This window comes from Symbiobacterium turbinis, assembly GCF_055383075.1.
Map to the genome: position 1 here is coordinate 1,780,594 of NZ_AP042433.1, position 13,451 is coordinate 1,794,044.

The following is a 13,451-nucleotide window of genomic DNA, read 5'->3' on the forward strand; positions in this document are numbered from 1 at the left end:
TCGCTCCTTCAAATAGGGAACGGATCATGTCCCGTCAAGTGGTGTAAATCGGGTTCCATCCGTCGGTGACGTTAGTCGGCACTCAACGGCAAGAACCTCGAACGACAGGGACTGGAGTTCAGGTTGCTGCTGTTGGCGCACCAGGGCGTCAGCCATGCCGCGAAGCCGCATTTCCCGAAGCCTTTCAATCGTCGTCTGCAAGGGCATTCGTTACGGCCCTCCCCCTGCGTAATAGTCGGGGCCCCGCAGATTGGGATGCACCGGAGTGGCTTGGTTGTCCGGCGGGCCAGGTAGCGGCGCTTGATCGAGGTTATGGGCCAGGATGGACTTCACACTGCTGTAGCTGAACGTCCGGGCCGCACATGCCCGAGCGGCGGCCGCTTCGAGACGGTCGGAGCCATACTTCCTGGCCAGGTGGATGATGCCAAGGCACGACCGGAAGCCCTGCTCCGGATGCGGCTTCTCCTCCAGGATCGTCACCACCAACTGCGCCGTGTGGGGTCCGACCGATTCCGTCCAACGCCGCAACTTGGACGGGGTCCATTCCCGATGCCGGCGGTGGGAGGCCGGCATGTGCTGAATCTGGGTGACGGACCGTCCACGGCCGGTCGCCCGTGAATGGCAGGCCACTCGTTTTCCCCGGTGCAAGATTTCCACCAGGCCGTCCGTGAGGCGGATATCCACCGTCTCCCCAACCAACGGGTACGGGACACTGTAGTAGTTGCGGTCGACCTCGACATGGTAGTCGAGATTGACCTTGGCTTTCCGCCACTCAGCAAACTCATAACGCTGCGGCGGTAAAGGGCGCAACGCCGGCTTGTCCAGCGTTTCGTACAGGCTCCGGCGCGTTCCTTCGACTTTTTTGGAACGGTCGGTCGTTGAGTCTGGCCACGGCCTCTCGAATTGCCCGGTTCGCGTCGTGAAGACTGAAAAAGGTGTGGTTCCGCAGGGCGGCAAGAATCCAGCGCTCCACCACCAGGACCGCGTTTTCGACTTTCGCCTTATCCCTGGGGCTGCGGGGTCTTGCCGGAATGACCGCAGCGCCGTAATGGACCGCCATTTCCTGATAAGCTGGGTTGAGATCCGGTTCGTAGCGGCAAGCGCGGGTGACGCCGGCCTTCGGATTGTCCGGCACGATGATCTCTGGAACGCCACCGAAGAACTCCAGGGCCTCGCAGTGGGCTTTGATCCAGGAACGCAGGTCCTGAGCCGGGTAGGCCTTGGCAAAGGTATAATTGCTGGCCGGCAGAACGGCAACAAAGATCGGAGCCTGCCAAACCTCTCCCGTCTCGCGGTCATGAATGGGCACGGTATCGCCGGCGAAATCCACCTGCATCTGCTCACCTGCCCGATGCGGTTGCCGGAGAACGACATCGAGCTTGGAACGCCACTGCCGGTATCGCTGGCAGAACTGGCTGTACTGCAGCCCATCTGGATGATTCTGCTTATATTCCCACCACAGGAGCTGCAGGGTAACCCCTTTTCGGGCCAGTTCCCGGTGGATGTAGGCCATGTCTGGCAAGGGCCGCTCTACTAGCCCTTGGGGGTTTCCTGGGTAAAGCTTGGCCTCAAGTTCTGCGTCGTCGATGTTCGGCAGCGGCCAGGAAAGACCGGAGCATTCAAACCGCCGAAGCATGTCCAGCACGGTGCTGTGCGAGATCGAGAGGCTCCGGGCAATCTGCCGGGCGGAGAGCCCGACCTCCCACTTCAAGCGAAGGATCTCTCTGATCTTGCGCATCGACAACCTCCGATTTGCCAAGGCTTGCCCACGTCCTCTCGTGTGGAGATGTTATCCACAATTCGGGAGGAGCCGGCAAAACCCTGTAATGGTCGACCATGCCGCTTCGCTCTAGGATTCGAGCCGGTCGATTTGGGCCGGAATGGGCGGTCGACTATCCCCGCAAACGGTGGTCGATTTCATCCGTAATAAGTGGACGGATTCGACCGGAATGAGTGGTCGAATCCGTCCGGAATACGCAGACGGACGGCTCATCATCAAGGGGCAACTGCTGCCCTATCCCAACGGGGAGTGGTGGTTCCGCACCGTGGAGGGAACGACCCCCGAAGGTCAGCGTGTCCTGATCATCTGGCGCAAGTTGACCGGGGATCCTGAAAAGGACAACGTTGTTCTCGATTACTGGTTTGGAAAACAGTGCCTTTCCACGAGCGACAGCGAGTTCGACGTGGTCTACGTGAACGGAGGGCACAACCTTGGCAACCATTACGGCGAAGGTGCTGAGTTCAAGATAAGGCTGCTTGAAGAGGAGTTCCGTCGACTGATGTTTGGGACAGAAGACTTCTGAGTTGGACATTCCGCTCGAGGCAGAGCCGGCTGGCGTGCCGGAGCGGAGTCCATCCGGGGTGACAACACCCGATCAGCCCCCGGAATGGGACGAAAAACCGGGGCACTCCCGTCCAGGGGGTGCCCCGGTACATTTCTATGCCGCTCACGCCGCCGGACCGGTGGAGCTCCCCGGCTTCCGCTTCCGCTTCTGTCTCCGCCACGCCCCCGAAACCCAGGGTGCAGGAGAGGACGACGGTGTCGGGATCCTCCAGCACCTCGACGCCGGGAGGAGCGGCAAGGCTGGCAACCGTCACCGGCCCGGGCTCGGTCACGCCGGAGATGTCCAGCGTAATCGCCTCCGGAATCTCCGTGGGCCGGCACTTGATCTCCACCTCGGCCAGCTCGTGGGTCACGATCAGACCCCGGCGCTTCGCCTGCTCCTCCCCCACGACGGCGATGGGCACCGTAAGGGTGATGGTCCGGTGGATGTCGACCTGCAGGAAATCGACGTGTGTCACCTGAGCGGTCAGGACGTCCCGCTGAAGCTGTTTGATCACCACCTGCCGGGGATTGGCTTCCCCCTCCACGTGGACGTTGATGAGATGCCCGCGGCCGTGCCGGTCGACCAACCGCTCCAGTTGGATGGTGGGAACGCTTATGGCCAGCGGCTCCACACCGGGACCGTAGATGATACCCGGTACGAACCCGGCCTGCCGCAGCCGCCGGCTTGCCCGGGAACCGGTCTCCCGGGTTCTGGCCTCCAACTGCAACACTGCATTCATCGACGATCCCCCCTGTCAAGAAAGTCTGGCAGGTGCTCCGGCCACCCGGAACACCCCCTATATATAAAATACCGCTTCCCGCAACACTCTTGGAAGCATATTCTCCCACCCCCAGCCACGGCCTACCCATGAATCCGCCACCACGGTGCCGGGCTTCCTGTCGGGTCCGCCTCTTCATGGGCTTCATCTTCGCCTGCTCGGCCTCGCACCCGCGGTGGTTCTGGATGCTCCTCCTTACCAAGTCCGTTTGCCGGTTGAAGCCGTCGTCCAGGGCCCAGCTGATGCCCATACCCACTGCCGGCACGGCCACCGAGCCGGCGAGGCCGACGCCCGGGAAGGCAGCGCCCGCACCCCCGAATATGCCCGTTCCGAATGGGAACATGTCGAGGGTCTTGCGAACGCTCCGAGCCTGAGGTGGGCGAGGTTCACTCTCGATTGCAGGGCTTTGGTCAAGGCGTGCGGTAATTGACTCATTCATTGGCCATTCGTTCTTACCCGGGGATCTGGGGGTATTCAGGTGAGACAGTGGCTCTACCTGTTGCGGCCCGTCCGTCCGGAGATGGGCACCGACCCGACGCGTGCGGAAACCGATGCGGTAGACCGGCACTTCCGGCGGTGGCAGGCCATGCTCGCCGACGGCCGGCTCATCCTGGCCGGCCGCGCGCAGGAGGGAAACGCCAGGGATGTGCTGCGACCGGACTTCCCCGCAGCGGTGACCAGATGTTACAGTGGTCTTCGGAAACCGTGTCACGCGAATCCACCTCCGGGAGGTCCAGACGAATGACAAACCCGCCCAGCGCAGAAAAGGCGATCGCGTTGACCGCACAGGGGAGCGAACTCATGCAGCAGGGGAAGCTTGACGAAGCCATCGCCTGCTTCCGGCAAGCGTGGCAGGAGGCGGGGCTCGTGGCTGCCCTCAACAACTGGGCGACTGCCCTCTACTACCAGGACAAGCCGGCCGAAGCGCTCCAGGTGCTGGACCAATTGCAGGACCCCGCGCTGATCCACCCGTACCGCCACGCCCTGGCCAGCCGCTGTTATACCGCCCTGGGCGGCCTGCAGCGGGCCCGGGAGTGCCTGCAGCGGGCGGTCCGCGACTTCGAGGCCGGCCGGTTCCGCATCCGCGCGTTCGCTGGCACGGAGCAGGAGTGGATCCAGTACACGACGATCATCAAGGAAGCTGCTACGGAGCTGGGCGATTACCGGCTCGTCCTGGATCTCCACAACCGCTGGCCCGGGCGGGAACTTGCCCGGGGCGCCTTCCTCGCGGGGGTGGCCGCCTTCAACCTGGGCAAGTACAGGCAGGCCATCCGCATCTGGGAGCGGGTGCGCGACCCCGCCTGGATCGGCCCTCTGTCGGGGTACGTCCTCGTCGCGCAGTGGACGGACAGGGGCGTGATCCCGCCGTTCCAGCTGGACAGCGACCCCCCTGACGCCGAGTTGCTGCGGAACCTGACGCCCGAGCAGGCCGACAAGCTGCCGGTGGAAGGCTCGCTCCGCCTGTACATGCTGGCGACGGTGTTCGCCATGGCCGATGAGGAACCGGACGAAGAGGTCACGCTCGTGGCGGAGATCATCCGCCGCACCGGCGACTGGGGGATGGACCTGGGCCGGCGGATCCTGGAGAGCGCCTCCCTGCCCATCGGCCTCAAGTTCGGCGCGGCCCGTGCGCTGGTGGAGGCGGGCGTGTTCGAGCCGGGCCAGCCCATCCCGGTCGTGCACCAGGGCCGCCGGACGGAGATCGTCGTGCAGATGAAGCAGGTGCCCGACGGGCCCATTCCGGAGCTGGAGGACGCCGTGGCCGAGGCGCGCCGCCTGTGGCGGGAGGGGAAGCGGGAGGCCGCCATGAAGCGAGTGGTCGAACTGCGGGAGGGGCCGGTCCTCTATCCCCCCGCCGTGTTGCTGGAGGCGGATTTCCTCCGCGAACGGGGGAAGCTGGATGAGGCGCTGGTGCTCCTGGGGATGCTGGATGATCTCATGCCGGAGCAGCCCGCGGTACTGTTCCGGTTGGCACTGATCCACCTGGACATGGGCGAAATCGAGACGGCCCGCCGCTTCGCCGATGAGATCGATGCCAGCCGCTTGTCCCCCGACTTCCTATGGGACCTCGAACGCCTGAAGGCTGCGATCCGGGCGGAAGTAGAGGGCGACCACGGCTTCATCGAAGACCACCAGGCCTACATCGCGGCATTCATGGACGCCATGCGGGAGGAGCAGGACGAGCGTCCCATCCGCCTCGATGTCAAGCTGGCCACCGCCCTGCGGCGCATCCCGGTCCCCTGGCTGAACGCGGCCGCACAGCGCTTCGCGATCGAGCCCCAGCGCCGCCGCCCCGAACGGGAGAAGGTCCTGGCCGCGGCGATGCTGGATGCCGACCGGCTGCAGGCTGTGCTGGCGGACGAACCGCCTGCGGTGCGGGAAGCCCTCAGCTTCGTTCTGGCGGAGGGCGGCTGGGTGAAGCTGCACCGGCTTACCCGCCGGTTCGGCGACCAGACCGGCGACGGCTTCTATTGGGAAGACAAGCCGCCCGCCTCCACCATCGGGCGGTTGCGGGCGCTCGGCATCCTGCACGTGGGCCGGGCCCAGGTGGATGGGCGCAATCATAAGGTCGCGGTGGTCCCGGTCGAGCTGCGGCCGCTGCTCCGGTGAGGAAAGGACCCGCACCCCATCGGGGAGTGCGGGTCCCTTTGCTCGTGCAGGTGGATCCTGTATTCGGTCAGAAGTCTTGCGTGCGTGGAGACCGTTCTGACGTGCATGTAGGCTCTGCAACCGTGCATGCAGGTCCTGCACCTGGTCAGGCCAGCTCCCATACCTGGTCATGTACGCCTTGCACCTGGTCATGCAGGTCCTGCAGCCGTGCACGCACGGTCCTTTGTCCAGGCGTGCAAGGTGTCCATCCATACGTGAGGGCCAATGTGGGGCCCGGCAAGGCCTGGGACGGGGCGCATTGGTCTGGTGTCCCGCGTTCAGTCCGTGATGGCCCCGCCCTCCGCGCCGCCGCTCTCGCCCGGCTTCACCTGCAGCACTTCCACCCTCCGGATGACCCGGTTGTTGTCCGGCCGGGTGTCAGCCGGGTAGTCGATCTCGGCGATGATCTCCCACATGCCTACGCTCAGCCCCGGGATCGTCCCCGGCTTCAGGCTGCAGCAGGGCACCTTGTCAATCGTCACCATCTGCCACACGTCCGGGGGCGGTGATGCGCCCCCCGCAGGCCGCGCCCACAGCCGGAGCGGCACCCGGATCTCGTCCTGACCCAGGTTGTTCTGGTAACCCAGGTAGATACCGACCTCAAACGGCCGGCCTGCCTCCGCCACCCCCGGCACCGCCAGCTCCGCCACCCACGGGTCGTCGATGATCATTTTCCCGCCTCCACCCTCCTCGCGCGGACGCTCAGGCTCGTCGGGCGGCTGCGGGTTGCGGTACGGCACGATCAGCACGTTGTTGGCCAGGCCGCCCTCCGGACCCGGCTCCCCCTCCCGCTCCACCACCTCGGCCGCCGCACCGAGGCAGCTCTTCTCGGCCGGAAGCCCCAGCGCCGCCGCGAGGCCCCGGGCCGCCGCCACCTTCGGGTTGGCCGTGTGCGGCGCGCTGAGGGCGTACACGGAGGGCAGGTCGATGACGCCGATGATCTGCCCCGCCGCCGGGTCGGTCTCTGTCAGGGCGACGGTGAGCGGTACCGAGTGGGGCTGCTGCGGCGCCAGGTCGCCGGGCAGCGGCGCCGTCCCCAGGGACCGCACCAGCTTGCCGCTCTCGTCGGTGAGGAACCACTCGACGGACAGCGGGCCCGGGCAGAGCGCGGCCAGGGTCCGGGCCGTCAGCTCCAGCTGGAGCCGGGGCTGCAGGGCGACTGTCTTGCCCGGCTCCAGCTCCAGGGGCCCCGGTTCATCCAGCCACCGCAGGTCGTAGGCCTCGCCGGCCCGGTAGGCCACCAGCCGGCCGGAGGTCCCGGAAGCGTCGGTGTAGTTGACGCCGACGAGCAGCAGGCCGTAGGCGAAGGCGGGATCGACGCCGACGCCTGAGACCTGGGAGAAGTTGTAGGGGCCGGTGTTCGGCTGCTCGTCGTCCTTCAGCAGGAACAGCCGGTCCGTGGGCGCCCGCCCTTCCGGCTGGATGAGCGCGGGCCGCCCGTCGCCGCCCATCGGCTGGCCGGTGTCCAGGGCGTAGCTGTAGATGTGGCCGTTGACGTCGCCGAAGATGAGTGCGCCCCGGCTGATCAGGGCCAGCGGTGCGGTGTTGAGGGAGGCCATCCGCTCGCCCAGCCGGTCCGCCGGGCCGAACTTGCGGTACCACTTCAGTTCGCCGCCGGGGCCCAGCGCCACGACGGCGCCGTCGCTGCCGGTCGGGCCGTCCCGGAGGCCCGCGCCGATGTCGGTGTAGTTGCGGAGGGTGACGTAGAGGTGGGTTTCTGCGCCGTCGGGGGTCTGGCGCACCTCGACCGCGGGTTCGGTGTTGGTGAAGGCGTTCCTGGCGCCGATGAGGGCGGGGACGTCGACCATGTGCCCTTTCCAGCCGGCGGGCTCCAGCCCGTCATGCAGATTGGCGCCCCAGAGACGCCCCCGGGTGTCCAACCAGTACGCGTGGGTACCGTCTGAGGTGAAGTTGCCGGCGAATCCCGCAGTGCTGTCAACAGTCCAGACACGATAGGGCCTGTAATTGTTGTTCCGGTCCAGGGCAAGCCGCAGTGCGCGCCCTCCCTCAAAGCCATCGGTGCCGATGACAAAGCTGGGGTCTTCTCCATGGAACGGGGCCATCACGGCAGACGGAGTGATAAAGCCTCCGAACCCTGCTACATCTTGCTTGTTCGTTACGCTCTCGTAGACCTGTCTGTGTATGGAACCGTTCAGTTGATCCAGTCCCTGGACCACCCAAACCTTCCCATGGGAGCGGGGACACAGCGGTCGTCCTTCTGGCCGGTTTTCCTCGCCGGGGTAGTTGGGCCGGTCTGCCACCACCACCACATCTCTCCCCCGGTCGTGAACGACCAGGGGAGACCCGATGATGGGGCAGCCCAGTTCAAGTTCTGCCGGCCTTGCCCAACCTTCTATGGTGTGGTACGCCCAGAGCCAGCCGTACCCGGTGCCGAAGTAGAGAACTCCGGTCTCAGGACTGTAGGTAGGGCTGGACTGCGGGGCGATGAACTGACCGTCGGGCGTCCGGTTGAAAGGGATCTTGAGCCTAGAGACCGGCTCCACAATCGCGGACGCATTCGCGTCCGGTGGCTGAACTGTAGCCAGGTCCAAGCGCCAGAGGTAATCGCCTGCCAGATGATACACAACCCCGTCGACGACAGCAGGCTGCGTAGCACTCTCACCGAGTGGCTGCGTCTCCCAGTAGGTCGCCAATTCGATCAGACCATGAGGCTCGGAATCCACCGACATACGCTGGGGTGAGCCACCCTTGGTGATCCAATCGGCAGCGACCGCGTCAGGACTAGGTACCAAGACGAGCACGCCGGTAAGTACACCCGCGACCCATCGTGGACAGCGCACCGAACGTTCCTCCCCTCAGTACCGGACTGCTCGGTTTTCCAGATACCAGCTCGGGTACTCGTACAGGGGAAAGAACGGCGTGAAAATATGGACCTGATAAGAACCCGAAAGAGTCCCATCGGCAAGGCGGAATATGGGGTGCGCGCCAACCCAGTACACCTTGGCCCCCAGCTGCTCGGCGACAAACCGCACGGGGACCATGGTCCGGTCGTTCCGGATTACGGGCGGGGCATCAAGCGGGACTTCGCGCCCGTCCACGATGGCTGTCGGGTGATCAACGGTCAGCACGATGGTCCGCTCCGGCATGCTGACCGTCCGCTTTTCGAGGCGGAAACGGTATGGATCCGGCAAGTGCGTTTCCGGATGGATCAGGTCTGGATAGTCGTACCCCGGAGCGGGAACAGCCTTCATCACCTCGCGGCTGACTGCAGGGAAGTAAATCGTGACCCGTCGATTGTCCTGGTCCCAGGAGACCTGGGCACCCATCATCTCGCTGACAAACCGGATGGGCACCCGAACCCGGTTCACCGTGGTATCTAAGTAGGCCGGCGTGTCGAAATGGCTGCTCGCGTTGCCGAAATTGAGAAATACAAAGATCTCGTCAGGGCTGCCGTTGTGCCGGTAGCCGTAATCGCGGCCCAAACCGTCGTGTGACTTGTCCATCCAGTACTCGTACTCGATACCTCGACCCTCAGCCAGTTTCTCCTCCTCACTGAGTTCGCGTGTCTCCGTAATCGACTGGATGGGCTCATACCGACACGGTTTCCAGTAGATCCGTGACCAGCCGAAGGATCGACCAAACTCCCGTGTAATCAGCTGCGTATCCGGGACCGGGTATGCGTACACGTGCAGCGTGGTGCCGCACCCCATCTTGTCTTCCCGCCAGAACCAAGGGTATTCGTTCGTCCAGGACGGCAGCGGATCCCACACCCACCAGTGGTAACGGTCATACAGATCTGGGTGCTCCCGGAGGATTAGCTCCACCTCTGCCCGCATCCGCTCCGACATCCCCTCCGGAGGCGGTGGGGGCGTCCACCCCTCGGGCCAGCCCGGGCCGGGCTCGTAGTTCTCCGCCGGGTACTCCGCCACCTCCGGCGTCAGCTCCTCCTCGGCGCCCGCCCCCACCGGCGCCGCCGACAGCAGCGCCGCCAGCACCAATACCGCCAAAGAACGACGCACATGTCCCCTTCGCATTGCCGCATACGCTCCCCCACACAATGCTTCTCACATACCCAATACGAAAAGCCCCGGGAGCAGGTTCTGCCCGGGGATAATCGTCACCCGATCTCACCTTCCAGCGAAAACACCCCGCATCGCCCCTATTGCCAAACTCCCGACTCCTCCGTATACTATACCCCGTACCGTAACTGCGCAAGGAGTGATGCATGTGCGGAACTGGACCTGGTGGCAGGGGGGCATCGCGCTTGGCCTCCTCTCCACCCTGGCGATGGTGCTCCTGAAACCGCTGGGCGTCTCGACCTTCTTCCCCTCCAGCCTGGCCATCGTCCTGAAGCCCCTGTTCCCCGGCTTCGTCGAGGCGAACGCGTACTTCCAGACGGTACCCCTGACCATCGGGCCGGAGCACCTGCTGGTGCTGGGCATCCCGCTCGGCGGCTATCTCGCCTACAAGCTCTCCGGTGAGAAGCCGGCCGAAGGAACGGGCACCGGCCTGGCCACGACCAGCCCGCTGCTGGCCTTCACCGGCGGCTTCCTGGTGCTCTTCGGCGCCCGGATGGCCGGCGGCTGCACGACCGGCCACGTGCTGGCCGGCATGTCGCAGCTCTCCGTCGCAGGCTTCCTGTTCGCCGCCGCCGTGTTCGCGGGCGGCATCCCGGCGGCCCTGCTGCTGAAGCGGAGGTGGAGCTAGATGGACCTGCTGCTGGGTCTCCTGATCGGGACGGCCTTCGGCTTCATCCTGCGTCGGTCCCGGGTCGCGTCCAACGCCTGCATCCGGGGGGCGCTGACCCTCACGGACTTCCACATGCTGAAGCTGCTCCTGACCGCGGTGGGGGTCACGCTGATCCTGGCCTTCCCCCTCAGCACCCTCGGTATCGTCAATTTCTCCATCAAGACGACCTACGTGGTCGGTATCGTCGTCGGCGGGCTGTTCTTCGGCATCGGGATGGCCGTGGCAGGATTCTGCCCCGGCACGATCCTGGCCGCGGTGCCCGGGGGCGACAGGCGCTTCTGGTGGGCCGTGGTCGGCGGGTTCGCGGGCTCCTTCGCCTACGCCCTGGTCTACGAGCCGCTGAAGCCCCTCCTGATCACGCCGCTCAACTTCGGCAAGCTCACGCTGTACGAACTGCTCGGCCTCAATCCGATCGTGACGGGCGTCGGCGTCGGCGTCCTGCTGCTGGCCGGCGTGATCCTGCTCGACCGGCTGACGGCGCGGAGGCAACCGCAGATCCCGGACCTGGCCCGGATGGGCGACGACTAGCCGTCGGGCAGTCCCCCGGCCCAAACTGGCGGCGAAAACCGCCTGCGCCAGACTCTGGGCCCTGTTTGCACTGCGGGGAGAATCCAGCCCTCTGGATTCTCCCCGCAGTGCTTCTTTCTGTCCAACCGGCCCCCCGGCATCCCCCACCGCTTCCCCAACGGACTAGTCCGATAGAGACACGCCCTACGATCGTGTAGAACTTTTGCGCCGATCTGACAACATTGCAGCAGGAGCCGAATACGTTCACATAGAACACCCAATGTGTGCGAACCGATCATGAATATCCCAAACTCAGACGATGGAGATGTTCAATATGAACATTCGCGACCGGCTAAATAAGATCTTGGAGAACCTGCAGCAGCACGGTCAGGTACAGGTGCGGGAGCTGGCCCAGGAGTTCGGCGTGTCCGAGATGACCATCCGCCGGGACCTCGAACGGCTGGCGAAAGAGGGTCACCTCGTGCGCACCTACGGCGGGGCCACCGTCGCGGCCGGGCTCATCGGCGAGCAGCCGTTTGCGGCCAAGGCCGTCTCCCACATCGAAGAGAAGCAGCGCATCGGCCGGGCCGCCGCGGACCTGGTGCAGGAGGGCGACGTGGTGCTGCTGGACGCCGGCTCCACCACCCTCGCCATCGCCCGCTGCCTGAAGGGGCGCAAGGGGCTCACGGTGATCACCGTGGACCTGCGCATTGCCCTCGAGCTCTGCGACGGGCCCGGGATCGAGGTCATCGTCACCGGCGGCACCGCCATGCCGGAGGTCTACAACCTGCTGGGGCCGCTGGCCGAGCAGTTCGTGCGCAGCCTCACGGTGAACATCGGCTTCGTCGGCACTTCCTCTGCGGATGTCGAGCACGGCCTCACCACCCCCACCCTCGCCAAGGTGACGCTGAAGCGGGCGATCATCCAGGCCGCGCAGCACGCGGTGCTGGTTACGGATTCCTCCAAGTTCAACCGCAGGGCGACCTACCAGATCTGCCACTTCTCCGCGTTCGACCGGGTGATCACCGACCACGGACTGCCCCCAGAGGCAGAGAAGGCGATCCGCGAAGGAGGGATACCCCTTGACCTCGTCTGAGAACCGTCCCGCAGTCGGCGTCATCGCAGACGACCTCACCGGCGCCAACGCCACCGGAGTCCTGCTCACCCGCACCGGCTATCCCACCGCGTCGCTGACCGAGCTCCGCTGGCCAGAAGGCGGGCTGGACGACTACCCCTGCATCGTCATCGCCACGGAATCCCGGGCTGCGCCGGCCGACGAGGCGCGCCGCCGCGTGGATGCCGCCTCCCGGCTCCTGCTGGACCACGGCCGCCGGCCCATGGCCAAGCGCATCGACTCCACCCTCAGGGGCAACGTCGGCCCGGAGGTGGAGGCGGTGCTGGCGGCCCTGGGCCCGGGCTCCGTCGCCGTGGTCACCGGCGCCTTCCCCGCCAGCGGCCGGACGGCGCGCGACGGCATCCACTACGTGCACGGCGTGCCCCTGGCCGAAACGGAGGTGCGGAACGACCCGCTCTGCCCCGTCACCGAATCGCACGTGCCCACCCTGGTCCGCAGCCAGACCAGCCTGCCCGTGGAACTGCTGCCGCTCGCGCGCGTGCGGGCGGGGGCCGGGGCGGTGGCCGAGACGATCGCCGAGATGGCCGGGCAGGGCGTGCGCATCGTCTGCGCCGATGCCGAGACCGATGAGGACATCCGGACGCTGGGCCTCGGCATGGCCCGCAGCGGCGTCACCTGCGTCGCCGCCGACCCCGGACCGCTCACGGCGGCCTTCGTCACGGCGTCCGTTCCGCCCGTGCGGCGGCGGGTGCTGGTGGTGGCCGGCAGCGTCACCGACCTCACGCGGAAGCAGCTGGACCACCTGGAGGCCGAGACCGGCACCCGGCTGATCCGCGCGGATGCCCGGCGCCTGGGCCAGGGCGGCGAGGCCGCGGAGGCCGAGATCGACCGGGTCGTCGGGGAGCTGGCCGCAATGCCCGCCGAACAGCCAGTGATCGGCATTCGCAGCTCAGAGATCCTGACCGTCGACTCGGAGACGGCCGGGCGCATCGCCGCCGGGTTTGCCGAGATCGCCGCCCGCGCCCTCCACCGGCTGCCCGGCATAGCGGGCATCTACACCACCGGTGGCGACATCACGCTGGGCGTCTGCCGCCGCCTGCAGGCGGGAGCGATCGAGCTGAGGGCCGAGGTCCTGCCGCTGGCCGTGCAGGGCCACCTGCTGGGCGGCCTGCGCCCCGACCTGGCCATCGTCACCAAGGGCGGCCTCATCGGCGACCACACCGCGGCGGTCACCTGCGTCCGCCACCTGCTGAACCTGTGAGCACGACCCACGAAACTGAGGCCCTTCCCCTGCGAGCGGTGGGCAGACCCCGCCAACTGGAGCCCTACCCCGCGAGCGGGGGGCAGACCCCGCCAACTGAAGCCCTACCCCGCGAGCGGCGGGCACACCCCGCCAACTGAAGCC

The 13,451-nt window shown here is 66.2% G+C and carries 10 protein-coding genes and 1 pseudogene; 7 read left to right on the forward strand and 4 right to left on the reverse strand.

Annotation, left to right across the window (positions count from 1 at the left end; translation table 11 throughout):
- Nucleotides 1-210: 210 nt before the first annotated feature.
- Nucleotides 211-1,738, reverse strand: a pseudogene (istA, locus tag ACZ45O_RS08440) (IS21 family transposase).
- A gap of 169 nt (nt 1,739-1,907) precedes the next feature.
- Here istA and ACZ45O_RS08445 point away from each other — a divergent pair.
- Complete coding sequence (locus tag ACZ45O_RS08445; RefSeq protein ID WP_464857393.1) at nt 1,908-2,303, forward strand: hypothetical protein; 396 nt, start codon at nt 1,908-1,910, stop codon at nt 2,301-2,303.
- On the opposite strand, the gene ACZ45O_RS08450 is transcribed toward ACZ45O_RS08445, so the two are convergent.
- Nucleotides 2,242-3,066, reverse strand: coding sequence for a 50S ribosomal protein L25 (locus ACZ45O_RS08450; RefSeq protein WP_464857395.1), 825 nt, complete (start codon nt 3,064-3,066; stop codon nt 2,242-2,244). The genes ACZ45O_RS08445 and ACZ45O_RS08450 overlap by 62 nt on opposite strands.
- Nucleotides 3,067-3,583: 517 nt before the next feature.
- Between ACZ45O_RS08450 and ACZ45O_RS08455 the strand changes: the two genes are divergently transcribed.
- Nucleotides 3,584-3,850, forward strand: coding sequence for a hypothetical protein (locus ACZ45O_RS08455; RefSeq protein WP_464857397.1), 267 nt, complete (start codon nt 3,584-3,586; stop codon nt 3,848-3,850).
- Nucleotides 3,847-5,715 (forward strand): tetratricopeptide repeat protein, encoded by a 1,869-nt coding sequence (locus ACZ45O_RS08460; protein ID WP_464857399.1) that lies wholly within the window; start codon nt 3,847-3,849, stop codon nt 5,713-5,715. The genes ACZ45O_RS08455 and ACZ45O_RS08460 overlap by 4 nt, the downstream gene beginning before the upstream one ends.
- 317 nt (nt 5,716-6,032) lie before the next feature.
- Here ACZ45O_RS08460 and ACZ45O_RS08465 read toward each other — a convergent pair whose 3' ends face one another.
- Nucleotides 6,033-7,817, reverse strand: a complete 1,785-nt coding sequence (locus ACZ45O_RS08465) for a hypothetical protein (protein ID WP_464857401.1) — start codon at nt 7,815-7,817, stop codon at nt 6,033-6,035.
- Nucleotides 7,818-8,570: 753 nt separating this feature from the next.
- The gene (locus ACZ45O_RS08470; protein ID WP_464857403.1) at nt 8,571-9,710 is read right to left on the reverse strand and encodes a copper amine oxidase N-terminal domain-containing protein; all 1,140 of its coding nucleotides are present in this window, start codon (nt 9,708-9,710) and stop codon (nt 8,571-8,573) included.
- A 223-nt stretch (nt 9,711-9,933) separates the two neighbouring features.
- Here ACZ45O_RS08470 and ACZ45O_RS08475 point away from each other — a divergent pair, with 223 nt between their 5' ends.
- From ACZ45O_RS08475 to ACZ45O_RS08490, 4 genes are all read left to right on the forward strand, one after another.
- A complete protein-coding gene (locus ACZ45O_RS08475) occupies nt 9,934-10,422 on the forward strand; it encodes a YeeE/YedE thiosulfate transporter family protein (RefSeq protein WP_464857405.1) in 489 nt (162 codons plus the stop codon).
- Entirely contained in the window at nt 10,423-10,992 is a 570-nt protein-coding gene (locus ACZ45O_RS08480) for a YeeE/YedE thiosulfate transporter family protein (protein WP_464857407.1), read from the forward strand.
- 313 nt (nt 10,993-11,305) lie between these two features.
- Entirely contained in the window at nt 11,306-12,067 is a 762-nt protein-coding gene (locus tag ACZ45O_RS08485) for a DeoR/GlpR family DNA-binding transcription regulator (RefSeq protein WP_464857409.1), read from the forward strand.
- Nucleotides 12,054-13,307: a four-carbon acid sugar kinase family protein gene (locus ACZ45O_RS08490; protein ID WP_464857411.1), complete on the forward strand. Its 1,254-nt coding sequence runs from the start codon at nt 12,054-12,056 to the stop codon at nt 13,305-13,307. The genes ACZ45O_RS08485 and ACZ45O_RS08490 overlap by 14 nt, the downstream gene beginning before the upstream one ends.
- The last annotated feature ends 144 nt before the right edge of the window (nt 13,308-13,451 follow it).